The organism is Actinomycetospora sp. ABD4_176 (assembly GCF_056311855.1).
Map to the genome: position 1 here is coordinate 4505287 of NZ_CM149974.1, position 22588 is coordinate 4527874.

The following is a 22588-nucleotide window of genomic DNA, read 5'->3' on the forward strand; positions in this document are numbered from 1 at the left end:
CCCGGGAGGAGGCCTCAATGTCGACGGAGAAGAAGACCGACAACAAGATCCAGGAGTACAAGGGCAAGGTCAAGGAGTCGGTGGGCAAGGCCGTCGGCAACGAGAGCCTCGAGGCCGAGGGCAAGAAGGACCAGACCGCCGGCAGCCTCAAGAACGCCGGCGAGAAGGTCAAGGACGCCTTCCGCGACTGACGCGCCCCGCGCCGCCGCCCCCGGAGCGCTCAGAGCCTCTTGAGGGGCGGCGGCGCGACGCCGTCGTCACCCGACAGCGACGCCTGCGCCGGCGAGCGGGCCAGCACGACCACCCCGCCCAGCGCGAGCACGAGCCCCAGCACGAACCACGGGACGCCGCCCGGCCGCACGCCGTCGCCCAGCGCGACGAGACCCAGCAGGCCGGGCGCGAGGGTCTCGGTGACCGCCAGCACCGCCACCACGGGCCCGACCGCGCCACGGCCCAGCGCCACCGTGTAGAGGCCGAGCCCCAGCACCGCGAACCCCAGCAGGGTCCACACCACCGGGTCGGTCACCGCGGTCCGTGCCATCTCCCCGACCGAGCCCTGCAGGTCGACCATCCGCACGGCCACCGCCGTCCCGCCGAAGGCCAGCCCGGCGAGGAACGAGACGAGCATCGCCCGGCGGCTGCGGATCGCCACCGGCACCGACACGACCAGCAGCACCCCGAACGTCACCACCAGCGCGACGACGCCCGCGGTCGACGCCGTCACCGTCTCGTCGGCCACGCGCGCGCTGGCGACGAGCAGCGCCAGCCCCACGACGTTCGCGGCGGCCGCGGCCAGGTCGATGCGGCGCAGCGGCGTGTCGAAGACCCAGTGCGACGCCACGACCGTGATGGCGACCTGGCCGGCGACGATCGCCTGCACGGCGACGATCGGCATGAACCGCAGCGCGAGGACGGTGAGCACCCAGCCGCCGATGTCGAGCGCGAGGCCGCCGAGGTACATGGGGTGCAGCACCACGGTCGCGGGGCGGCTGGCACGGCGGGCCGCGCTCGCCTCGAGCAGCGCGGCGCCGGCGTTGGCGCCCGCCGCCGCCAGCGCGGCGAGCAGCCCCAGGAGGAGCACACACCCAGTCTGCCTTGGGATGATTCGGTGCTCGCGGCGTCGCCCCCGGCGCGTCGCCCCGCCGGAGGAGGTCACGTGGCCCTCGACGCCACCGCCGTGTCGCTGATCGTGCTCGGCCTGCTCCTCGCGGCGGCGGTGCTCGCCGACCGTCTCGCGGGTGGCGCGCTCGCCGCCGTCCCGGGGGCGCTGCGCGACCTCGCGGTCGTCGCGGTGCTGGTCGTGGCCGCCGGCCTGGTGTTCGCGCTGGTCGCGACGGACGAGGCGCTCGCCGCCGCGGACGGTCCGGTGCTCGGGTGGGTCCTCGGCGTCCGCACGCCCGGGCTGACGACGACGGCCGAGGTCGTGTCGCTGGTCGGCGGCACCGTCGGGACCGGAGGGCTGGCGGTCGTGTCGGCCGTCGTGCTGTTCGCGCGGGGCCTGCGGCGGACCGCGGTCATCTGGGTGGTCGGCGTCGCCGTCGGGGCCCTGACGATCCGGCTGGTGAAGCTCGCCGTCGAGCGCCCGCGCCCGCCGGAGGTGTCCCGCCTCGCCGAGGAGACGACGGCGTCGCTGCCGTCCGGGCACGCCCTGATGTCCGCGCTCGGGCTGGGGCTCACGGCCGCCGCCGTGATCGCGCTGGCCGTCGGGACGCCGCACGAGCGCCCGGTGCGCCTGCTCGGGGCCGCGCTGGCGGCCCTCGGGGCGCTGGTGATCGGCGCGAGCCGGGTGTACCTCGGGGTGCACTGGACCACCGACGTCCTCGCCGGCTGGCTGCTCGGGTCCGCCCTCGCCCTGACGTGCGTGACCCTCGCCCGCGTCCTCGACGCCCGCGCCCGGCTCGGTGACGGCCGGGACGGCGCGGCGGTGGTGCCTCAGCCCGCGGAGTGACGCCCGCTCGGGGATCGACGGACAGGCGGACACGGACCGCCGCCCGATTGCTCCGTCCGAGATGATCTGCCTAGGCTTGCCTCGTCCGCGCGGGTGAACGAGGTGAGCCGTGGTTGCCGTACCGCTGCTCGTGCTGGGCTCCCGGTTCGCGGGGCTGGTGACGGCCCTGTTCCTCGCCCACCAGGGCTTCCCCGTGCACGTGCTCGAGCGCGACCGCCCGGAGGACGTCGACCGCGGCCTGGCGGTCCTGACGCCCGCGGCGCTGCGGGAGCTCGCGGCCCTCGGGCTCGCCGACCGCCTGGCCGCCCACGCCTGGGAGCCGCGCCGCCTCGCCCACGCCGACGCCGACTCCGGCGCGGGGCTGCGGGTGGCCGAGCTCGGCCCCGTGGTGCGCGCCCGCTTCGGCCGCCCGTACCTCCTGGTCCCGCACACCGCCCTGCGCGCGCTGCTGGTGGCGGCCTGCGAGGCCGACGAGATGGTGACCGTGACCTACGGGCGCGGCGCCGCGTCCGTCGAGGACCTCGGCGACGCCGTCCTCGTCACCGACGACACGGGCGCGCAGTACCGCGCCGAGGCCGTCGTCGGGGCCGATGGGCCGGGCAGCCCGGTCCGCCCGCACCTCGGCGGCGGGCACGTGATCTCCAGCCCGTACCTCGTGCACCGCGGGCCGGGGCCGGCGCCGCCCGACGGGCTGCTGCGGCTGTGGTCGTCGCCGACGCTGCACGTCACGCAGTCGGCGCTCCCGGACGGGTACGGCTCGGAGGGCGAGGTCTCGGTGACGGTGCGGGTCGACGCCCTCGAGGACATGCACCGCGACGGGGTGGCCGTCGTGGTCCGCCGGCTCGTGGCACGCGCGGCGCCGGAGGTCCGCGAGGCCGTGGGCGACGCGGTCGTCACCGGGCCCTCGCGGGTGCACCGCCACCACGCCCCGCTCGAGCGCGGCACGCGGCACCGGCTCACCGTCGTCGGCGGGGCGGCGCAGCCGATGCTGCCGCACACCGCGCAGTCGGTGGCACTGGAGATCGTCGACGCGGCGACGCTCGGGCGGGCCTTCGACCACGCCGACGGGCGCATCGTCCCGGCGCTGGAGGAGTACGCGTCCGTGCGGGACGCGCCCCGTGCCGTGGTCGCGCGGCGCGCCGCCGACTTCGCGACGCTCTGTCACGCCGACGGCCTCGTGCGCCGGATGCGCGACCGGCTGTGGCGCACCGCGAGCATCGACGCCACCGCGGCCGTCGTCGGCGCCTCCGGTCGAGGCCCGTCCGGCGGGGGGCCGCCCGGCGCCGAGGGCGAGGGGTACCGGCCCGGGCTCGCGGTGGGCTCCGCGCGGGAGCCCGACACGCTCGGCCCGTCCACCGGCCCGGGGCCGCGGGGTCCGGCGGGGCCCATCGCCGGCTGAGTCCCGGCAGGATGCCTGCTCGTGACCGCTGCTGCGCTGACCCCCGACACCGTCGTCGTCAACGGGATCCGGCTGCACCACCGCGTCGGCGGGTCGGGCCCGCCGGTGGTGCTGCTGCACGGGTGGCCGCAGACCGGCCACTGCTGGCGGCACGTCGCGGGCCCGCTCGCCGCGCACCACACGGTGATCGTCCCGGACCTGCGCGGCTACGGCGCGAGCGACAAGCCCACCGGCGGCATGGACAAGCGCACGATGGCCGCGGACATCTCGGCGCTGGTGCGGGCGCTGGGCCACGAGCGGGTCGCGGTGGTCGGCCACGACCGCGGCGGGCGGGTCGCGCACCGCTGGGCGCTGGACCGGCCCGAGGAGGTCACGCGGCTCGCCGTCCTCGACATCGCGCCGACGCGGGCCACCTGGCAGCGCATGGACGCCGCGCTCGGCGCCAAGTACTGGCACTGGCTCTTCCACCTCCAGCCCGACCTGCCCGAGCGCCTCGCCGGCGCCGACGTCGAGGGCTACCTGCGGTACTTCCTCGAGAAGTGGACCTACGCCCGCGAGGGTCTCGAGCCCGCGGCGATCACCGAGTACGTGCGGGCGTTCTCGCAGCCCGGGGCGCTGCGCTGCGGGTTCGACGACTACCGCGCCGACCCCGTCGACGCCGAGCACGACGAGGCCGACGCCGCCGCCGGTCGGCGCGTCGCGCAGCCGCTGCTCGCGCTGTGGGGCGCGGAGGGCGTCATGGGGCAGACTCTGCCGATGCTCGACCTGTGGCGCGAGTACGCCGACGACGTGCGCGGCCGGGCGATCGAGCGGTGCGCCCACTTCGTGCCCGAGGAGCGTCCCGAGGAGGTCGTCGAGGAGTTGCGGACCTTCCTCGCTGCGCAGGCTTGACGGAGGCATAGTGGCGGAAGTGAGCAGCCCCCTGAAGGTCGAGTCCGATCCCGAGGAGCTGGGCTTCGACCCGGCCCGTCTGGCCCGCATCGACGACCACTTCGCCCGCTACGTCGACGACGGCAGGCTCGCCGGCTGGCACGTCGTCGTGGCGCGCGACGGCCGGGTGGTGCACTCGTCGACCGCCGGCTCGCGTGACGCCGAGGCCGGTCTGCCGGTCACCGACGACACCCGTTGGCGCATCTACTCGATGTCGAAGCCGATCACGTCGGTGGCGGCGCTCATGCTCTGGGAGCGGGGGGCCTTCGAGCTCACCGACCCGATCAGTCGCTGGCTGCCCGAGTTCGCCGAGCCGAAGGTCTACGTCAAGGGCTCGTCGGGCAAGCCGCTGCTCGGGGCCGCCACCGAGCCCATCCGCGTCTGGCACCTGCTGACCCACACCGCCGGCCTGACCTACGGCTTCCACCACGCGCACCCGGTCGACGAGCTCTACCGGGCGAAGGGCTTCGAGTGGGCGGTGCCGGAGGGGCTCGACCTCGCCGGCTGCGTCGAGGCGTGGGCCTCGCTGCCGCTGGTGCACCAGCCCGGGGCGGAGTGGAACTACAGCCACGCCACCGACGTGCTGGGCCGGCTGATCGAGGTCGTGTCCGGAAAGTCGCTGGACGCGTTCCTCGACGAGCACCTGCTCGGCCCGCTCGGGATGACGGCCACGCGCTTCGTCGTCGACGACCCCGACCGCCTCGCCGCGCTGTACGTCCAGAACCCGGCGTCGGGCCGCTTCCTGTCCGCCGACGCCGCCGGGATGGGGGCGATGGCCCGCGAGGCGCTCGAGCCGACCTGGCTGGGCGGCGGGGGCGGGCTGGTGTCCACGGCCGCCGACTACCACCGCTTCACGCGCATGCTGCTGGGTCGCGGGGAGGTCGACGGGGTGCGGGTGCTGGGCAGCCGCACCGTCGACTACATGGGCCGCAACCACCTGCCCGGCGGCCTCGACCTCGAGCAGGTCGGGCGGCCGCTGTTCGCCGAGATGCCGTTCGACGGGGTGGGCTTCGGGCTCGGGGTCTCGGTGGTGACCGACCCCGTCCGCTACCGGACCCTGGCCAGCGTCGGCGAGATGGCGTGGGGCGGCGCGGCGAGCACGGCGTTCTGGGTGGACCCCGTCGAGCGGGTCACCGCGATGTTCTTCACCCAGTTGCTGCCGTCGAGCGCCCATCCGATCCGGACCCAGCTCCGCGGGCTGGTCTACCAGGCCCTCGTCGACTGAGATTCGATCTCCGGCTGAGAGCTTCTCAGCCACCCCGCGTGCGGCGGCGTGCGCGGTCGGGAGTCACGGCACCGCGCCGTGACCGTCCCGGCCGTGGACGGTCACTCCGTGTGCCTGAAGGCGGGCGAAGCGGGCGGATTGAGATCGCCGGGGTCGTCACTCGGGAAGGGGGCTGCATCGTCGCGGGCGTCTGGGTAGCGTCGTCGCGACTCGGACGAGGGACGGCGACGGGCACAGAACGTGACCGGAGACGTCCCCGCATCGGGTCATCCCGCCGCGTGAGGTGTGGCAGCGGGTCGGGACCAGGCGGCACCGGGAGCCAGCAGATGAATGCGACGTCAGGACCTCGCCGACGACCGAACGGACCCCATCCGGAGCGGACGGCGGCCGACGAGCCGTCGGTGCCCGCGCAGCGCACCGCGGCCGACGTGTACGGGGTCACCGACGAGCAGGTGCACCGTGCGCGCATCGCCGTCGCCCGCAACTCCCTCGACTCCGACGACTGCCGCGAGCTGCTGGACATGCTCGGCCTCATCGGCGAGGGCGGCGATCCGCCGCCGGTACGGCGGTGAGCGGGTAGGTCGTCCGACACTGGACGATTTCCGCGTGGGTGGCCGTCGGTGAAAGGCACGACCGCTACCGTGGCCGCCGATGTCCGACACCGCTGATCCTCCGCGACCCCCGGGCGGGCTCCGCGGCGACGCGCCCCGCCAGGCGCGGGCGGTGGCGACCCGTGGCGCGATCCTGGCCGCCGCCGCCGAGGAGTTCGCCTCGGGCTCGTACCACGAGGCGTCGCTGTCGCGGATCCTCGAGCGGAGCAAGGTCACCAAGGGCGCGCTGTACTTCCACTTCGTCTCCAAGGAGAGCATCGCGCTCGCCGTGGTCGACGAGATGGAGGTGCTCTGCCGCGCGATGGTCGAGCGGGCCGACGGGCTCGGCCTCGACGCGCTGCGCACCGCCGCCCACATCGCGCGGGAGATGCAGGACGCCCTCGAGGGTCCGGTGGTGCGGGCCGGGCAGCGTCTCTGCGCGGAGGGGTTCGCCGGCCCCCAGCGGCCGGGGTGGCCCTTCCGGTTCTGGGAGGAGACGTTCACCGGGCTCTTCGAGCGGGCCGCGGCGGCCGAGATCCTGCTGCCGTCGGTGGATCCGTCGGCGCTGGCCCGCACGGTCGTCGACATGTCCGGCGGGGCCTTCGCCGCGTCGCTCGCGATCACGGAGCTCACCGACCTCGCGCAGCGGGTGTGCGAGAACTGGGAGCTGGTGCTGGGCGCGGTGGCGGTGCCGGCGTGGCTCGCCGACTGGCGGGCCGACGGGGGCATGCGCACCGTGCTCGGGCCGCACCTCGTGCTGGGGGTCGCGGAGGGCAGGGGGTGGGTGCCGGGGCTCTGAGGCCCGTCACCTATGCTTGGTCCGCTCCCAACGGGTACGCCGTTGGCGGGTAAGGTCCTCAGCCAGAGGGTCGCGCCCCCATCGTTCAGCGGCCTAGGACTCCGCCCTTTCAAGGCGGCAACGCGGGTTCGAATCCCGTTGGGGGTACGGTGGTACCGCACGATTCAAGGCCCAGTGGCGCAGTTGGTTAGCGCGTCGCCCTGTCACGGCGAAGGTCGCGGGTTCGAGTCCCGTCTGGGTCGCTCTCCGGTCGAGGTGGTCCCTCGGCCGTCCGGCCAGGTAGCTCAGTTGGTACGAGCGATCGCCTGAAAAGCGATAGGTCGGCGGTTCGACCCCGCCCCTGGCCACCTCCGGCCCCCGTCAGCGACGATCGGTCCGTGACGGGCGCCTACTGGATCAACACCTTCCGCGAGATCCGCGATCAGGCCAAGCTCGACCGCTATGTCGCGCTCGCCGGCCCCGCGATGCGCGCCGCAGGCGGGCGGTTCCTGGCGCGGGGCTACCCGACCGCCGCCTTCGAGAGCGGCACCACCGAACGCACCACCCTCATCGCCTTCGACAGCGTCGACGCGGCCGTCGCGGCGTACGAGAGCGAGGCCTACCAGGAGGCCCTGCGTGCCCTCGGCGACGGCGCGGAGCGGGACATCAGGATCATCGAGGCGCTGCCGGACTGACACCGAGAACGGCGGCGGATCGTCGCCGGTCGCGATCGTGGCGGCAGGCGCAGGAGTGGGCGCCGGTGCTGCGTGGCCCGTCGTGCGACGGAGGAATCGTCGGCGCCAGTCGAGGTCGTCGGCGGCCTCGGCCTCCGGGTCGGGCGCGGCGTCGGGCGCGAAGCCGTCGTCGGGCAGGGGCCGGGGGCGCGGCCCGGGCCGCGGCTGGACGAGCGGCTCGAGGATGCGCTTCGGGCGGCTCGTGTGGTGCACGCCGGCGCGGGTGCGGAACGTGAAGCGGCCCGGGCTCGGCTGGCGGACCCGCCACCCCGCGAGGTGCTTGGCGCGGTGGTGGTGCCGGCAGAAGACGCCGAGGTTGTGCTCCGCGGTCGGGCCGCCGAGCGCCCAGTCGCGCGTGTGGTCGACGTCGGCTCTCCGCGCGGGGCGGTAGCAGCCGGGGACGACGCAGTGGCGGTCCCGCACCCGGATCCAGCGGTCCATCTCCGCCCGCGGCCGCCGGCGCGCGAGGTCGGCGGCCGTCTCGACGGGCGGGCGGCCCAGGCGCGGGCGGAGCTCGGCGAGGCGGAGCTGGAGCTCGGTGAGCAGCGCGGCCCAGGCCGGGTGGTCGGCGGGCCGCAGGGCAGCCAGCAGCGTCGTCGGGACCTGGAGCTCGACGATCGCGGTGCACCCCGGCCCCCGTGACCGCTGCTCGCGGCCACGGGGGCGTGGTAGTCGTCGTCGGGCGAGCAGCAGGCCCTGGAGGCGGCCGTCGTCGTCGGTGAGGACGACGCGCCACTCGCCGGCCGCGTACCGGTCGAGCAGCGTGCGGGCGTGGTGGGCCAGCACGGGGCCGTAGCCGGGGACGGTGGCGGGGCTGTCGTCGAGGCCCAGCGCGGTGGAGAGACGGAGCCGGAGCTCCGAGGTGCCGCTGCGCGGGCCTGCGGGAGTGGGCCTGTCGACCGTCGCGGGCTCGACCGGCAGGTTCGGCTCCTCCTCGGCCCGCTGCTCGGGCAGACCGGGGAGGTCCAGCAGGCCCTGGTCGTCGTCGGGCCGGGCGCTCCCGCCCGCGGCCGGCCCCTGCGAGCCGCCACGCGGTCCGTCGCCCGGCCCGTCGCCAGGGCCGCCGTCGTCACCCGGCCCGTCGCTCGGTCCCTCGTCCGTCCGGCCGTGCCGGTGGTACTCCGAGGCGAGGAGGAGGGCCAGCTGGTGGTCGGTCATGCCCTCCACCGACCCGTCGAGCAGCCGCCCCGCGACCTCGGCCCGCAGCGAGCCGATCGGCGTCAGCACCCCGAGCCCGCGCACGAGGGCGGCGACGGCGTCGCAGCGGTCGCGCATCGCCAGCCCGCGGGGCGCGGCGACGTCGCAGACCGAGAACGTGGCGGTGCCGGTCGGGTTCGGCGAGAGGACCACCCGCGCGTTCTTCTCCGCCCGGGCGGCGCGGCGGGCGGCCCAGTCGGGATCGAGCTCGGTGGCGGTCTGCTCGATGCGCCGGATGAGCTCGGCCGGCGGCAGCGTCGGGGCCTCGGGCAGCAGGACCCGGGCGACGTGGCGGGCGTGGTCGTCGCACAGGTCGCGGGTCCACTCGCACAGCCGGGCGGCCTTGTGCTCGTCGAGGACGCCGTGCCAGAGCGCGTCGCCGACGTCGGGGAGGCGATCGCGCGGGTCGTCGGCGAGGTCGAGCTTGCGGGCCACCATGGTGCGCCCCAGGCCCAGCACCGCGGCGACCTCGTCCCCCGAGAACTCGTCGAGGTCGGCGCGCCGTTCGACCCGGTCGGCCTGCGCTCGCCCGAGGTGGTGCATCGCGTCCAGCAACCGGGCGGTACCGCGGTTCTGGACGCGGGCACACGCCCGCAGGTAGGCCGCCAGGTCCTCGCCGGTGAGCGTCGCCGGCGACAGGCGGTCGAGCGCGGCGACGAGCTCCGCACCCGGCGCGAGCGGTCGTCGTGAGCCGCGACGACGCGACCGCCCGCGCCGTGCTGCGCCACGTCGGCGAGGTGCCGGCGCTGACCTGGGGGCGCGCGGTCGGCACGACCGGCGACATGTGGAACTCCAACTCCCTGGTCGCCTGGTTGCTCGTCGTGGCCGGCGTCCCCACGGCGGGCCTCCGACCCCCGGGCGGCGCGCGGGCACCGGGATGGGACGCCGGGCTCGCGGTCGCCGACCGCTCGGCCCACCCCGCGCGCCGGACGGCGCCGACCGCGACCGCTGGCGAATCCACCCACCCGGGCCGGTAACGCCGTCACCCGATCGAGCGACGTCCCGGCGACGTGGGCGCGCGGCAGGGGGTTCGACGTGGAGTGGGTTCTCGCGGTGGCGGTGTTCGCGGTGGTCTCGGTCCTGGTGATCGGCCTGCCGCTCTACCTGGCGATGCGGTCCTGGTCCGGGCGCGCCGACCGGAAAGCCGCCGAGGCCCGGCGCCGCGCCTCCGCCCACCCACAGGCCCCGACGAACCGCAAGGGGCGCGTCCTCCAGCCCTGAGCGGCCGGCCCGCGGAGGTCTCAGCCCGTCACGAGGCGGAGGCCGTCGACCCCGTGGTCGCGGGCGTAGTCGAGCATCCTCGCCAGGTCGCTGACGCCGTTGCTCGCGGGCAGCGGCGCGAACTGCAGGGTCGAGAGCACCCCCAGCGCCCGGCCGTCGGGCGAGAGGAACGCGCTGCCCGAGTCGCCGGGGATGCCCGGGGTCACGGTCAGCACGTCGTGGCTCCACCCGTCGCCCCGCCCGCCGGCGACCGTCCCGACCTTCGGGCTGAGCAGCGTCACCCCGCCCCGCAGCTCGGAGTTCCCGTAGCTGCGCGCGACCTCGCCGACCGCCGCGCCGTCGGTGTCGACCCCGGTCGGCCCGCCGAAGAACGGCACGGTCCCGGAGGCGCCGGCGGCGTCCGCGGGGTCGAGCCGCACCAGCGCGAAGTCGTTGTACGCGCAGGCGTCGGGGTCGGTCTCGCCGGCCTCCTGCATCGCCAGCCAGGAGTTGTAGACGAGCGTCCCGGGCCGCGTCGCGCCGCCGATCTCGACCTCGGTGCCGAGCGGCAGCGAGCCCGCCGTGCAGCCGTCGACCTCGGTGGAGCCGCCCGTGCCCGAGCAGTGCGCGGCCTGGCCGAGGTAGGTGGCCGACCCGTCGGTGAACAGGAAGTTCGCGGTGCACTGGGCGCCGTCGGTGCGGGTCTGCACGCCGGGGTGGACGCCGGGGGCGGTCGGAGACGGCGCTACCGGAGCCCCTGGTGCCGCCGGTGCCGCGATGGCCGTCGCCCCGCCCAGCCACGCGGCCGCGGCGAGCGCCCCCGCGGCGAGGGCGGCCATCCCGCGACGGGTCGTGCGTCCCGCTGTGAGTCCCGCGGTGGGTCCCGCCCCGAGTCCCGCCGTGCGTCCCTCTGCCATGCGTCCGCTCCCCGGCCGTGCTCGAACCGCCTCCGTCACTCCGCCGTGTTCAACGGCGAGGTCACGATCGGGTGACGACTTCGGCGGTCAGCGCGACTGCAGCGCCGCCCAGGTCGTCGCCGCGGAGACGCCCCCGTCCGCGGCGAGGGTCTGGCCGTTGACCCAGCGGCTCTCGTTCGACATGAGGAACGCGACCACCGACGCGATCTCCGACGCCTCGGCGTCGCGCCCGGCCGCCGACCGCTGGCGGGCCAGGCGCCGCGGGTCGGTGGAGCGCTCGACCTCGGGCAGCGACGGCGTCCGGACCGTGCCCGGAGCGACGGCGTTCATGCGCACCCCGTCGTTCCAGGTCAGCGTCGACGAGGCCGTCGTGTACGCGAGGACGGCCTCCTTCGCGACGTCGTAGACGGGCCGGTCGGGCCGCTGCTCGCGGCACCAGCGCAGGCCCTCGGCGAAGGTCCGGGTGGCGAGCAGGGGCCGCAGCTCGGCGAGGTGCGCGACCCAGTGCCGACCCTCCGCCGACGACACGTTGACCACCGAGCCGCCCCGGCGGATGCGACCGAGCACCCGCTCGGTGAGGTGGCGCATGCCGAGGAAGTTGACGGCCAGCACCGTCTCCACCGGCGCGGTGCCGGGCACCCCGGCGACGTTGGCCAGCGCGTCCACCTGCCCGTCGAGGCGGTCGACGGCGGCGTCGATGGCGGTCGGGTCGGCGAGGTCGCAGCCGACGTGCGCGATCTCGCGGTCCGGCGGCTCGCGACGGTCGAGCCCGATCACGGTGACGCCGTGGCGGGTGAGGAACTGCGCGAGCGCGCGCCCCACGCCCGAGGAGGCGCCGCTGACCAGGAAGACCGTGCTCATGTCGGGGTCACAGTAGCGGCGCTCGGTGTCACCCCTTCGGGGGAGCCCCACCCACGCATCGCTGCACGAGCCTGGTCTCCTCGGCGGGGTCGAACCCGGCGGCCAGCGCAGGCGCGCCGCGCTCGCGGTGCCACGCGAGGACGTCGCGGGCGGTGTCGAGCGCCGGCCGGAAGCGCAGGCCCGCGGCGAGCGCGGCCGAGGAGTCGATCGCGTCCTGGGGGATCTGGTCCTCGGGAAACCACAGCGGGCGCGCCTCCTCCTCGACCCCGGTGAGCTCGGCGCGCAGCGCGTCCTCGCCGGCCCACGCCCACCTGACCTCGCCCGGCGCCCCGCCCGCGGCCGCAAGGCAGGCGTCGAGAACGGCCGACAGCGGCTGCGCGCGCCCGGCCCCGACGGTGTCGAACACCCCCGCGCGGCCCTCGGCGAGCGCCTGTACGGCGAAGGCGGCGATGTCCCGGGCGTCGCTGTACTGCACCGCGCGCGCGGGGTCGCCGGGCGCCAGGACGGTCCGGGACGCCTCGCCGGTCAGCGCGCGGGCGAGGCGCACCGGCCACCACGTGAAGCGGTCGGACGGGTCGCGCGGCCCGACCATGATCCCGACCCGCAGCACGGTCACCGGGCCGTCGAACCCCGACGTCACCGCGTCCTCGGCGGCGAGCTTGGCCAGCGAGCGCTCCTGCAGCGGGTCGTCGTCCGATGCCTCGCCGGGCCGCCGCACCGGGTCGCCCGCGGACGGGACGGTCGGCCCGTCGGGGTGGTAGACGCTCATGCCCGAGATGTAGCCCAGCGCGCCGGCGGCCCCGCGCAGCTTCTCCGTCGACGACCGGACCGCATCGGGGTCGGAGAAGGTGTCGAGCGCGGCGTCGAAGGTGCGGCCGTCGAGGGCCGAGAGGTCGCCGTACCGGTCGACGGCGAGCGCCTCGACGCCCGCGAACGGCGCCTCGCCCGACCGGCTCGCCACCGTCACGTCGTGGCCGGCGCGCAGCGCCTCCGCCGCCACGTGGTAGCCGAGGAACCCGCCGCCGCCGAGCACGAGGAGTCGCACCGGGTCGGCTACCCCGTCCACGACGCGTGACACCGGTGTCGCTCACCGTGGCAACGCTGCGCCGTCGGGGTGGCGATCCTTGGCATACGAACGCCAACGATGTGACCGTGAGTGGCGGAAGCCGATCACAGGGGTCAGTCATGACCGTCGCGACGCCGCGCCCCGCGCTCGTCGGGAGCTCCCGCTGACCCCCCGGCGTCCCCGCCGGAACCCGTTCCCGGGGCGTGGTGGGGCGGCCCACGCCCCGGGACGGCCCAGCGGAAATCCGCCGACTCCGGCGCCCGGCTGCCCGGCCGGGGCCGCACACGGCACCATGGAGGCCGTGCAGCTCCACGTCGTCGACGCCTTCACGTCCTCGCCCTTCACCGGCAACCCGGCGGGGGTGTGCCTCACCGACGCCGACGACGCGGCGTGGATGCAGGCCGTCGCGGCCGAGGTGAACGTGTCCGAGACCGCGTTCGTCGACCTCTCGACGCTCGCCGCCACCGGTGAGGTGGGCCTGCGCTGGTTCACGCCCAAGGTCGAGGTGGAGATCTGCGGCCACGCCACCCTCGCGAGCGCCCACGTGCTCTTCGAGCAGGAGCTGACGACGTCCCCGATCGCCTTCCGCACCGCCGCGGGCGTGCTGCGCGCCGAGGCGCTGCCCGGCGGCGGCATCCAGCTCGACTTCCCGGTCGACGAGCCGGTCTCGGCGCTGCCCGACGGGCACCTGGCCGACGAGTTCGCCGACGCCCTGGGCGCCGCGGTCGTCGAGCTGGCCCGCTGCCGCTACGACGTGCTCGTCGAGATCCCGTCGGCCGAGGAGGTGCGCGACCTCGAGCCCGACCTCTCGGTGCTCCGCGCGGCGAGCGGGCGCGGGGTCATCGTCACCGCCCGCGCCGAGGAGGACCCGGCACCGGGCGCGCCGGACTTCGTCTCGCGCTTCTTCGCCCCGGCCGTCGGGATCGACGAGGACCCGGTGACGGGCTCGGCGCACTGCTGCCTCGCGCCGTACTGGGCCAAGCGGCTCGGGCGCGAGCGCCTCGTCGGCGCCCAGCTCTCCCCACGCGGCGGCGAGGTCGGCGTCGAGCTGGCCGGCGAGCGCGTCCTCCTGCGCGGGGACGCCGTGACGGTCAGCCGCGGCGAGCTGCTGGCCGAGGCGACGAAGATCTGAATCGTCACTACGGGCGACGAGCCGTCGTCGCCGCCACCGTTCCGGCCGCATGCGCTGGCGGTTCGGCCCGATCTGTGTGACTCTCCGTGTGCATGGTCGGCGATCGTCGCCGGCCGGGAGCGGCGGGAGTCGTCATCGTGTGGATCGTCGGGCTCGTCCTGGTCGCGCTGGGGGTCGCCGGCTTCCTGGCCGCACAGAGCACCCGGAAGCGGCGCCACGCGATGATCGCGGCGGAGACCCTGCCGATCGCCGAGCTCGAGGAGCACCGCCGCGTGCTCGCGGACCTCGGGACGGTCGGCGGCTTCCGCAAGGTCTGCGAGGTCGTCGGCACGGCCCACCCCCACCCCGACGGCCCGCTGCGCTCGCCGCAGAGCGGGACGGAGTGCGTCTGGTACCGGCAGACCGTGGTCCACGAGTTCAGCGAGTGGCACCGCGAGTCCGACGGCGACTGGGAGCGCCGGGAGCGCAGCGAGACCGTGCTCGACGACACCTCGCGTCAGGGCTACGCGCTGGTCGACGCCTCGGGGACGATCGGCGTCGACCCGAACGGCGTCGCGCCCGACCGCCCGGAGAAGATCCACGAGCGCTTCGAGCCCGGACCTCCCGGGCCCGGCGGCCTCGGTGGAGCGGTCCGCAGCTTCTTCTCCCACGATCGGGAGTCGCTCGGCATGCGCTACACCGAGTGGGTCATCCGGCCCGGCCAGCCGCTGTACGTCCTCGGCGAGGTGCACGACCGGATCGGCCCGCTCGTCGTCGGCAGGCCCGAGTCGTCGTCGGACCCCTTCATCATCTCGACGCGCTCGGAGCAGGAGCTCCGGGACGCCGCGGCCGGCCGGCAGCGCTGGTTCGCCTGGGGCGGAACGGCGCTCGCCGTGATCGGTCTCGTGCTGACGGTGGCCGGCCTCGTGACCTAGCTACAGGTCCCCGCCCTCGTCGAGCAGGCGGTCGATCTCCCGGCGCAGCAGGCCCAGGCGGGCCTCGCGCACCAGCGGGATGTCGCGGCGACGACGGCGCACGTCGGCGAGGTCGATGTCGATCGTGCAGGTCTCCTCGGCCTCCGGGCCCTCGCCGCACTCGCCGACGACCTCGCCCCACGGGTCGACGACGTGGCTGCCGCCCCAGAACGTCAGCCCGCCCTCGACGCCGACGCGGTTCACGAACACCACGAAGAGCTGGTAGAGCCGCCCGTAGAACGTGGTGATGTTGCGCCAGTACTCCTTGGAGTCGTAGCGCTCCGGCGACATCGACTGCGCCGAGTTCGCCGGCACCAGCAGCAGGTGCGCGCCGTCCTGCACCGACAGGAACGCCACCTGCGGCTGCCAGGCGTCGTTGCAGATCAGCGTGGCCGCACGGTGCCGGCCACCTCGCACGCCGTAGGCGCGGGAGTGCTGGCCGGGCAGGAAGTGCTTGCGCTCCTCGAACGTCGAGTAGGTCGGCAGGTAGAGCTTGCGGTGGGTGTGGACGAGGTGCCCGTCCTCGTAGTAGCCCGCGCTGTTGTAGGTGTGCAGGCCGTGCCCGCCGGCCTCCGGGAACCCGAGCAGCACCCCGGCGTGGCCGGCGCGCTCGGAGATCTTCAGCAGGCGCGGGTCGTCGGGGGCCAGCGACAGGTCCTGGGGCACCTCGCCGATCTGGTACCCGGACAGCGAGAGCTCCGGGAACACGACGAGGTCGGCCTCGGCGTCGACGGCCTCGCTCACCACCCGCTCGGCGCGCTTGAGGTTGCCGTCGAGGTCGCCGAGCGACGCGTCGGTCTGAGCGAGGGTGATGCGCACGCGGGCTCCTCGGGGACGGCGCCGCACGCGGCGTGGGGACGGGACGGCACACCGGGCGACCCCGGGCCGCCTCAGCGCGACCGGCGTGCCCGTCGCGCGACGAGGACGATGAGACCGGCCCCGCCCAGCAGCACCACGGCGACGGCGGAACCGACCAGCGCCACGGTGCGCGATCCGGAGTGTGCATCGCGGGCATCGCTCAGGTCGACCCGCCCCGCCCCGGCGGGCGAGATCGGGGCCGCTCCCGATCCGGTGAACTCGTCGGGACGGACGTCCGCGACGGCCGCCACCGGGTCCACCGTGCCCGCCCCGACCGCGTCGTCGTGGCTGCCCGGCACCGCCGACGCGCCGCCGGGACGGTCGGCCGACGAGGTGACCCGCGCCATCACCTGGCGCGCGTCGAGCCCCGGATACCGGGCCCGCACGAGCGCCACGACGCCGGCGACGTACGGCGCGGCGAAGCTCGTCCCCTCGATCGGGATCGCCCGGTCGGCGCCGATCGGCACGATCCGGTCGACCACCCCGGGCCCGGTGGGGTCGAGCGAGACGATCTCCGAGCCGGGCGCGGCGAGCGAGACCCACGGACCGCGCAGACTCTGAGGCGCGGGCAGCCCGTCGCGGCGCGTGTAGCCGACCGAGAGCACGTCGTCGCCGAACCAGGCCGGCGCCACGACCTGCGCCGCGCCCGGGCCGGCGGCCTGCCCGTCCGCGGCCTGCGTGCACGCCCCCGAGCCCGCGTTGCCGGCGGCGGCCACGACGACGACGTCGGCGTCGACCGCCGCGCGCACGGCCGCCCGCAACCCCGCGAGTGCCGCAGGGGCGCTCGCCGCGGGCACGCAGGCCGCCTCGGAGATGTTGATCACCGTCGCCCCGAGCCGGACCGCGCGCAGCACCGCCTCGGCGAGGGTCTCGACGTTGCCGCCGCCGTCGCGCAGCGAGCCGTCGGGCGCCCGGGTGGTCACGGTCGCGCTGGACTGGCGGATCGCGAGCACCCGCGCGTCCGGGGCGACGCCGACGAACCCCGTGCGCGGGTCCGGGGCGGCCGCGATGATGCCGGCGACCAGCGTGCCGTGGCCGTCGCAGTCGGTCAGCCCGTCCTGCGACCCGACGAAGTCGCCGCCGTCGACGAGCCGCCCGGCCAGGCGCGGGTGCCGGTTCACCCCCGTGTCGATCACCGCGACCGTCTGCCCGGCGCCGCGGGTGAACCGCCAGGCGTCGGTGAAGCGCAGGCGCTGCTGCGACCACGGCGCGCCGGGGATCACGGTGCTCGCGCCACCCGCCGGCCGCACGCACCCGACGCGCGCGCCGACGCCGGGCAGCGGGCGGGGGTCGGGGTCGAGCCGGGCGAGTGCCGCGGGGTCGGGCGGGGGAGGCGCGGGCACGTCGCCCGGGGCGGCGCCGACCGGGATCGCGAGCCCCGCCGTCAGCCCGACCGTGAGCAGCAGGGCCACCACGACGCCGGGCAGCGCGCGGGCCACCCGCCGTCCGAGGATCGCCAGCACGTCGCGGATCGTAGGTCGCGGCGCCGACGCGGCGGGGCCGTTCGGCGGAACCCGCCGCACTGTGGCCCGCCGTGTTCGTGATCACCCTGCCCGCGGACGATCATCCACTCGTCCGGCCTAGTGTCTGGGCTTGTCGTGTCTCTCCGTAGCCACCAAGCTGGCCGCCGGGAGGGAACGATGACCGCGACGACGACGCGCGACGGCCACCCGGCGGGGGGCGGACCGGCGCCCCGCTGGTCCCCGGCGCGGCTGGGCCACCACCGCTACCTGGGGTGGGGCGGCGCGCTCCTGCTCGCGGCGCTCGCGGCGGCCATCGCCATCGGTCTCGACACCTCGCCCGGCCCGGGCCTCACCGACGGCGGCGCGCTCGCGGTCATGGTCGCGGTGTGCCTGCTCGCCCCCGTGCTGCTGTGGATGACCGTCCACGAGCTCGTCACCGCGGTGCGCCGCCGCGCCCGCGACGACGTCCGCGCCTACGGCACCGGGCAGCCCGCCCGCGGGGCCGCGCCGGCCGCCGTGCCCGGCGAGCGCGCCTGGCCGCGGCCGGCCGAGGAGGTCCTGCTCCACGTCGACGTCGACCACGTGCCCGACGCCGCGCGGGTCGTCGAGCGTGCCGTCCCGGGCGGGCGGCACCGCGTCGTCGAGACCGGCCGCGAGCAGCTGCGGCTGCGCAGCGGGCGGGGCACCCTGACCGCCACCGGCCCGGACGGCCTCGTCCGCCACCGCGCCACCCGCGTGCCGCTGCCCGGGCACCACCGCGCCCGCTGGGACCTCGAGCTCGACGGGCGACGTCTGAGCTGCGAGGTCCGGGGCCTGCAGCAGGTGCCCCGCCGCACGCTGCTCGAGCCCGACGGCACCGCGTGGCTCGTGCGGACCGGCACGCCGTCGTTGCTCGACCAGCTGCGCGGCGGGCGCGCCGCCCGCCTGCGCCCGCACGGCCGCCTGCCCGAGGACCTCGAGCCCGACGCCGTCGCCTTCTGCCTCTGGCTGTTCTGCGAGCTGGCCGAGCACCAGGACCGCGCGCGCAGCTACGGCCAGGAGTACGGGGCGAGCGAGCCCGAGCCGGTCGCCGACGCCTGGGCGGGCGTGGCGCCCCGCGACCGCCACGAGGAGGCCCGGCCGTGACCGCCACGCTCGACCCCACCCGCCCGGCGCACGGCGGCCCGGCCCCGCGCTGGTCCCCGCGCCGGCTCGGTCACCACCGCTACCTGTGGTGGCTCGGGGCGCTCGTGCTCGCGGGCGTCGCCGCCGCCATCGCGATCCGGGCCGACTCCTCCCCGGACCCCGGCATCGCCGACGACGGCGCGGTGAACGTGCTGACCGCGGTCATCGTCGTCGCGCCGTTCCTGCTCTGGGGCCTGCTCCACCAGCTGATCTCGGCGGTGCGGCGGCGCGCCCGCGACGACGTGCGCCACTACGGCGTCGGCCAGCCGGTCGCGGTGCGCCCGGCGCCGGACAGCGGGGACGGCACGGCGGAGGGCACGGCGGAGGGCACGGCGGACGACCGCGTGCGCTACCTCGTCGACGTCGACCACCGCCCCGGCGCCGTCGCCGTCCGCGACCGCACGGAGCGCGGCGGCCCCTCGTCCTGGCTCGACGACGGCGAGCGCCGCCTGCGCCTGCGGGCGCGCTCGGGCCTCATGACCGCGAGCGAGGGCGCCGGGCCGGTGTTCGTGGCCCGCCGCTTCGGGCCGGCGGGCCGGCGGCGCTGGGAGATCGCGGTGGAGGGCCGGCGGCTGCACTGCGAGGTGCGGGGCTCCCTGCCCGCGCCGCGGCGCACGCTCGTCGACGACGACGGGACCGCCTGGCTCGTGCAGGTCGGACGCGCCCGGCGCGGGAAGGTGCACCCGTCCGCCCGCGTGCCCGAGGGCCTCTCGCCGGCCGCGGCGGCGTTCGTCGTGTGGTTCGCCGCGGAGCTCGACGCGAAGATCCGTGCCGCCCGCGACGCCCCGCTCACCGGCGGTGGTGCGGCCGACGGCGGCGACTCGGGCTGGTGGGACACCGGCTCGTCCAGCAGCGACGGCGACAGCAGCATCGACGGCGGCGACAGCAGCAGCAGCGGCGACTGATGGCGTCCGCTGTCGGCTCAATCGATCGAGAAGCGCGAGGCGAGGGCCTACGCTCGTGGACGTGACACGTCCGGTGATCCTGACCGTGGACGACGACCCCGGGGTGTCCCGGGCGGTCGCCCGCGACCTGCGCCGTGAGTACGGCGAGCACCACCGCATCGTCCGGGCCGAGTCGGGGCCCGCGGCCCTGGAGGCCCTGCGCGAGATCGCGCTGCGCGGCGAGCAGGTGGCGGTGATCCTCGCCGACCAGCGGATGCCGCGGATGACGGGCGTCGAGTTCCTCGAGCAGGCCATGGACCTGTTCCCGCGGGCGCGCCGGGTCCTGCTCACCGCCTACGCGGACACCGACGCCGCGATCACGGCGATCAACGTCGTCGACCTGGACCACTACCTGCTCAAGCCGTGGGACCCGCCGGAGGAGAAGCTCTACCCGGTGGTCGACGCGATGCTCAGCGCCTGGCGCGAGGCGCCGGACCGCCCGTCGGCGACCCTCCGGATCGTCGGGCACCGCTGGTCGGCGCGCTCCTACGAGCTGCGCGACCTCGTGGCCCGCAACCAGCTCTCCTACGACTTCCTGCGGGCCGACGAGCCCGAGGGCGCCCGGCTGCTCGAGGCGGCCGGGGTGGACGCCGAGCGCCTGCCGGTGGTGATCACCGAGGACGGGCGCGCGCTGGTGGCGCCCTCCGACGGCGAGGTCGTCGAGGCCGCCGGGCTGTCCACCACGGCGTCCACCGACGTCTACGACCTCGTCGTGGTCGGGGGCGGTCCCGCCGGGCTCGGCGCGAGCGTCTACGGCGGGTCCGAGGGCCTGCGCACCGTGCTCGTCGAGCAGCGGGCCACCGGCGGCCAGGCCGGCACGTCGAGCCGCATCGAGAACTACCTCGGCTTTCCCAACGGCGTCTCCGGCGACCAGCTGACGACGCGGGCGCGCCTGCAGGCCGAGAAGTTCGGCACCGAGGTGCTCACCACCCGCTCGGTCACCGCGCTCGAGCCGAAGGGGCGCTCGCGCGTCGTCCGCTTCGACGACGGCTCGGAGATCACCGCGCACGCCGTGGTGCTGGCGACCGGGGTGTCCTACCGGATGCTCGAGTGCCCGGGCCTCGACGAGCACACCGGCCAGGGCGTGTTCTACGGCGCCGCGGCCACCGAGGCCGCCTCGTGCGCGGCGCAGGACGTCTACGTCGTCGGCGGGGCGAACTCGGCGGGCCAGGCGGCCATGAACTTCTCCCGGCACGCCAGCAAGGTCGTCATGCTCGTGCGCGGGCCGTCCCTGACGGCGTCGATGTCGCACTACCTCATCGAGCAGATCGAGCAGAACCCGCGCATCGAGGTGCGCACCTGCACCGAGGTCGTCGGCGCGTCCGGCACCGACCACCTCGAGAAGCTGACGTTGCGTGACAGGAACAGCGGCGACGAGGAGACCGTCGAGGCGTCCTGGCTGTTCGTGTTCATCGGCGCGGCCCCGCGCACCGACTGGCTCGACGGCATCGTGGCCCGCGACGCGCGCGGCTTCGTCCTCACGGGGCCGGACCTGCCGCGCGAGCCGGATTCCCGCGCCCCCGCGGGATGGGAACCGGAGCGCGATCCGTTCCACCTGGAGACCTCCGTGCCCGGGGTGTTCGCCGTCGGCGACGTCCGGGCCGAGTCGGTCAAGCGCGTCGCGTCCGCGGTCGGTGAGGGCGCGATGGCGGTCAGTCTGGTGCACCGATGGCTGGAGAACCGATGAGCACCACCCAGCAGACCCCCGAGAAGCTCACGCGCGACGAGCTGCGCGGGCTGTTCCTCTTCGAGTCGCTCACCGACGACCAGCTCGACTGGCTCGCCGGGCACGGCGACGTGGTCGCCTTCTCCGCCGGCGAGACCATCTGCCGCGAGGGCGACGAGGCCCAGTGCTTCTGGGTGCTGCTCACCGGCGAGATGGCGATGCTGCAGACGATGCGCGGCGACGAGGTCGAGGTGAACCGCACCGCCCAGCGCGGCGCCTACGGCGGCTCCACCCAGGCCTACATCCGCGACGCCGAGCAGAGCTACAAGCACACGCTGCGCGCCACCGCCGACTCGACGGTGTACGCCCTGCCCGCCGTCGCCTGGGCCGACGCGCTGCGCACGTGGTTCCCCCTGCCGATGCACCTGCTCGAGGGCCTGTTCAACGGGATGCGCCGCACCTCGACGATCCAGGGCGAGCGCGAGCGGCTGCTCGCGCTCGGGTCGCTGTCGGCCGGCCTGACCCACGAGCTGAACAACCCCGCGGCCGCCGCCCAGCGCGCCACCGAGTCGCTGCGCAGCCGTGTCGCGGGCATGCGGCACAAGTTGGGCATGCTCGCCGCCGGCAAGCTCGACGGCGCGACCGTCGCGCAGCTCGTCGAGCTGCAGGAGGACGCCGTCAACCGCGCCGAGACCGCGCCGGAGCTCTCCGCGCTCGAGGCGTCGGACGCCGAGGACGAGCTGGGCGACTGGCTCGACGAGCGCGGCGTCGGTGGGGCCTGGGACCTCGCCCCGGTGCTGGTCGCGGGCGGCCTGGACGCCGAGTGGCTCGACAAGGTCGAGCGCGCGGTGCCCGAGGGGTCGGTGGAGGCGGCGGTGCGCTGGATCGCCTACGCCGTCGAGACCGAGACGCTCATGGGCGAGATCACCGACAGCACGGGCCGCATCGCGAACCTCGTCGGCGCCGCGCGCCAGTACTCGCAGCTCGACCGCGCGCCGTTCCAGGAGATCGACCTGCGCGACCTGTTGAAGTCGACGCTGGTGATGATGAGCCGCAAGTTCGAGGGCATCCGGCTGGTCAAGGAGCTCGACCCGGACCTGCCGAAGGTCCCGGCCTACGCCGCCGAGCTCAACCAGGTCTGGACCAACATCATCGACAACGCGGTCGCCGCCATGCACGGTCACGGCGACGGCACCGGGACGCTGACGATCCGCACGCGGCGCGACGGCACCAACGCCATCGTCGAGATCGGCGACACCGGCCCCGGCATCCCCGACGACGTGCGCCCGCGCATCTTCGAGCCGTTCTTCACCACGAAGGACGTCGGCGAGGGCACCGGCCTGGGACTGGACATCTCCTGGCGGATCGTCGTCAAGAAGCACCACGGCGACATCCGCGTGCGCACCGGCCCGGAGGGCACGACGTTCGAGGTCTGCCTGCCCCTCGACGGCCCCGCCCGCGAGGACGTGCCGGACGACGGCGACGACGAGGTGTGAGCGGTCAGCTAGATAGTTAGCCGAACCAACTATCGGGGCACACCCTCCTCGTCACCGTCGACGAGGA

General features: G+C 75.7%; 24 protein-coding genes and 3 tRNA genes. 21 read left to right on the forward strand and 6 right to left on the reverse strand.

Going from position 1 to position 22588, the window contains the following annotated elements:
* Positions 1-17: 17 nt before the first annotated feature.
* Positions 18-191: a CsbD family protein gene (locus tag ACYX4T_RS21735; protein WP_274200376.1), complete on the forward strand. Its 174-nt coding sequence runs from the start codon at positions 18-20 to the stop codon at positions 189-191.
* A 29-nt stretch (positions 192-220) separates the two neighbouring features.
* On the opposite strand, the gene ACYX4T_RS21740 is transcribed toward ACYX4T_RS21735, so the two are convergent.
* Positions 221-1081, reverse strand: a complete 861-nt coding sequence (locus ACYX4T_RS21740) for a hypothetical protein (RefSeq protein ID WP_476011341.1) — start codon at positions 1079-1081, stop codon at positions 221-223.
* 75 nt (positions 1082-1156) lie between these two features.
* Between ACYX4T_RS21740 and ACYX4T_RS21745 the strand changes: the two genes are divergently transcribed.
* From ACYX4T_RS21745 to ACYX4T_RS21810, 14 genes are all read left to right on the forward strand, one after another.
* A complete protein-coding gene (locus tag ACYX4T_RS21745) occupies positions 1157-1948 on the forward strand; it encodes a phosphatase PAP2 family protein (RefSeq protein ID WP_476011342.1) in 792 nt (263 codons plus the stop codon).
* Positions 1949-2057: 109 nt separating this feature from the next.
* Positions 2058-3347 (forward strand): FAD-dependent monooxygenase, encoded by a 1290-nt coding sequence (locus ACYX4T_RS21750; RefSeq protein WP_476011343.1) that lies wholly within the window; start codon positions 2058-2060, stop codon positions 3345-3347.
* 21 nt (positions 3348-3368) lie between these two features.
* Positions 3369-4238 carry an alpha/beta fold hydrolase gene (locus ACYX4T_RS21755; protein WP_476011344.1) on the forward strand — a complete coding sequence of 290 codons (870 nt, stop codon included), beginning with the start codon at positions 3369-3371 and terminating at the stop codon, positions 4236-4238.
* Between the two features lie 19 nt (positions 4239-4257).
* Positions 4258-5502: a serine hydrolase domain-containing protein gene (locus tag ACYX4T_RS21760; RefSeq protein WP_476011345.1), complete on the forward strand. Its 1245-nt coding sequence runs from the start codon at positions 4258-4260 to the stop codon at positions 5500-5502.
* Between the two features lie 401 nt (positions 5503-5903).
* Entirely contained in the window at positions 5904-6074 is a 171-nt protein-coding gene (locus ACYX4T_RS21765; RefSeq protein WP_274200382.1) for a hypothetical protein, read from the forward strand.
* A 79-nt stretch (positions 6075-6153) separates the two neighbouring features.
* Complete coding sequence (locus ACYX4T_RS21770; RefSeq protein ID WP_476011346.1) at positions 6154-6891, forward strand: TetR family transcriptional regulator; 738 nt, start codon at positions 6154-6156, stop codon at positions 6889-6891.
* A gap of 74 nt (positions 6892-6965) precedes the next feature.
* Positions 6966-7038, forward strand: a tRNA-Glu gene (locus ACYX4T_RS21775).
* Between the two features lie 21 nt (positions 7039-7059).
* Positions 7060-7133: transfer RNA gene (locus ACYX4T_RS21780), tRNA-Asp, on the forward strand.
* A 31-nt stretch (positions 7134-7164) separates the two neighbouring features.
* Positions 7165-7238: transfer RNA gene (locus tag ACYX4T_RS21785), tRNA-Phe, on the forward strand.
* A 30-nt stretch (positions 7239-7268) separates the two neighbouring features.
* Positions 7269-7565 carry a DUF1330 domain-containing protein gene (locus ACYX4T_RS21790; RefSeq protein WP_476011347.1) on the forward strand — a complete coding sequence of 99 codons (297 nt, stop codon included), beginning with the start codon at positions 7269-7271 and terminating at the stop codon, positions 7563-7565.
* Between the two features lie 72 nt (positions 7566-7637).
* On the forward strand, positions 7638-8246 hold the full coding sequence (locus ACYX4T_RS21795) for a hypothetical protein (RefSeq protein WP_476011348.1): 609 nt from the start codon (positions 7638-7640) through the stop codon (positions 8244-8246).
* A 504-nt stretch (positions 8247-8750) separates the two neighbouring features.
* Positions 8751-9491 (forward strand): hypothetical protein, encoded by a 741-nt coding sequence (locus ACYX4T_RS21800; protein ID WP_476011349.1) that lies wholly within the window; start codon positions 8751-8753, stop codon positions 9489-9491.
* Positions 9488-9778: a hypothetical protein gene (locus ACYX4T_RS21805; RefSeq protein ID WP_476011350.1), complete on the forward strand. Its 291-nt coding sequence runs from the start codon at positions 9488-9490 to the stop codon at positions 9776-9778. Before ACYX4T_RS21800 ends, ACYX4T_RS21805 begins: the two co-directional genes overlap by 4 nt.
* Positions 9779-9836: 58 nt before the next feature.
* Positions 9837-10022, forward strand: a complete 186-nt coding sequence (locus ACYX4T_RS21810) for a hypothetical protein (RefSeq protein ID WP_476011351.1) — start codon at positions 9837-9839, stop codon at positions 10020-10022.
* A gap of 20 nt (positions 10023-10042) precedes the next feature.
* Here ACYX4T_RS21810 and ACYX4T_RS21815 read toward each other — a convergent pair whose 3' ends face one another.
* The 3 genes from ACYX4T_RS21815 to ACYX4T_RS21825 form a co-directional block, all read right to left on the reverse strand.
* The gene (locus ACYX4T_RS21815; RefSeq protein ID WP_476011352.1) at positions 10043-10918 is read right to left on the reverse strand and encodes a serine protease family protein; all 876 of its coding nucleotides are present in this window, start codon (positions 10916-10918) and stop codon (positions 10043-10045) included.
* An 87-nt stretch (positions 10919-11005) separates the two neighbouring features.
* Entirely contained in the window at positions 11006-11779 is a 774-nt protein-coding gene (locus tag ACYX4T_RS21820) for a coniferyl-alcohol dehydrogenase (RefSeq protein ID WP_476011353.1), read from the reverse strand.
* Between the two features lie 28 nt (positions 11780-11807).
* Entirely contained in the window at positions 11808-12824 is a 1017-nt protein-coding gene (locus ACYX4T_RS21825; RefSeq protein WP_476011354.1) for an NAD-dependent epimerase/dehydratase family protein, read from the reverse strand.
* A gap of 313 nt (positions 12825-13137) precedes the next feature.
* On the opposite strand from ACYX4T_RS21825, the gene ACYX4T_RS21830 reads away from it, so the two are divergent.
* Together ACYX4T_RS21830 and ACYX4T_RS21835 are read left to right on the forward strand one after the other, a co-directional pair.
* Positions 13138-13977, forward strand: coding sequence for a PhzF family phenazine biosynthesis protein (locus ACYX4T_RS21830; protein ID WP_476011355.1), 840 nt, complete (start codon positions 13138-13140; stop codon positions 13975-13977).
* Positions 13978-14069: 92 nt separating this feature from the next.
* Positions 14070-14891 carry a GIDE domain-containing protein gene (locus ACYX4T_RS21835; protein ID WP_476011356.1) on the forward strand — a complete coding sequence of 274 codons (822 nt, stop codon included), beginning with the start codon at positions 14070-14072 and terminating at the stop codon, positions 14889-14891.
* On the opposite strand, the gene ACYX4T_RS21840 is transcribed toward ACYX4T_RS21835, so the two are convergent.
* Together ACYX4T_RS21840 and mycP are read right to left on the reverse strand one after the other, a co-directional pair.
* Complete coding sequence (locus ACYX4T_RS21840) at positions 14892-15749, reverse strand: nitrilase-related carbon-nitrogen hydrolase (RefSeq protein ID WP_476011357.1); 858 nt, start codon at positions 15747-15749, stop codon at positions 14892-14894. It abuts the gene before it with no gap.
* Between the two features lie 71 nt (positions 15750-15820).
* Positions 15821-17251 (reverse strand): type VII secretion-associated serine protease mycosin, encoded by a 1431-nt coding sequence (gene mycP, locus ACYX4T_RS21845; RefSeq protein WP_476011358.1) that lies wholly within the window; start codon positions 17249-17251, stop codon positions 15821-15823.
* 177 nt (positions 17252-17428) lie between these two features.
* On the opposite strand from mycP, the gene ACYX4T_RS21850 reads away from it, so the two are divergent.
* The 4 genes from ACYX4T_RS21850 to ACYX4T_RS21865 all read left to right on the forward strand — a co-directional run bounded on the left by ACYX4T_RS21850 (position 17429) and on the right by ACYX4T_RS21865 (position 22521).
* Positions 17429-18376 (forward strand): hypothetical protein, encoded by a 948-nt coding sequence (locus ACYX4T_RS21850; RefSeq protein WP_476011359.1) that lies wholly within the window; start codon positions 17429-17431, stop codon positions 18374-18376.
* Entirely contained in the window at positions 18373-19320 is a 948-nt protein-coding gene (locus ACYX4T_RS21855; protein WP_476011360.1) for a hypothetical protein, read from the forward strand. Before ACYX4T_RS21850 ends, ACYX4T_RS21855 begins: the two co-directional genes overlap by 4 nt.
* 61 nt (positions 19321-19381) lie before the next feature.
* Positions 19382-21046 (forward strand): NAD(P)/FAD-dependent oxidoreductase, encoded by a 1665-nt coding sequence (locus tag ACYX4T_RS21860; RefSeq protein WP_476011361.1) that lies wholly within the window; start codon positions 19382-19384, stop codon positions 21044-21046.
* Positions 21043-22521 (forward strand): ATP-binding protein, encoded by a 1479-nt coding sequence (locus ACYX4T_RS21865; protein ID WP_476011362.1) that lies wholly within the window; start codon positions 21043-21045, stop codon positions 22519-22521. Before ACYX4T_RS21860 ends, ACYX4T_RS21865 begins: the two co-directional genes overlap by 4 nt.
* Positions 22522-22588: the final 67 nt, after the last annotated feature.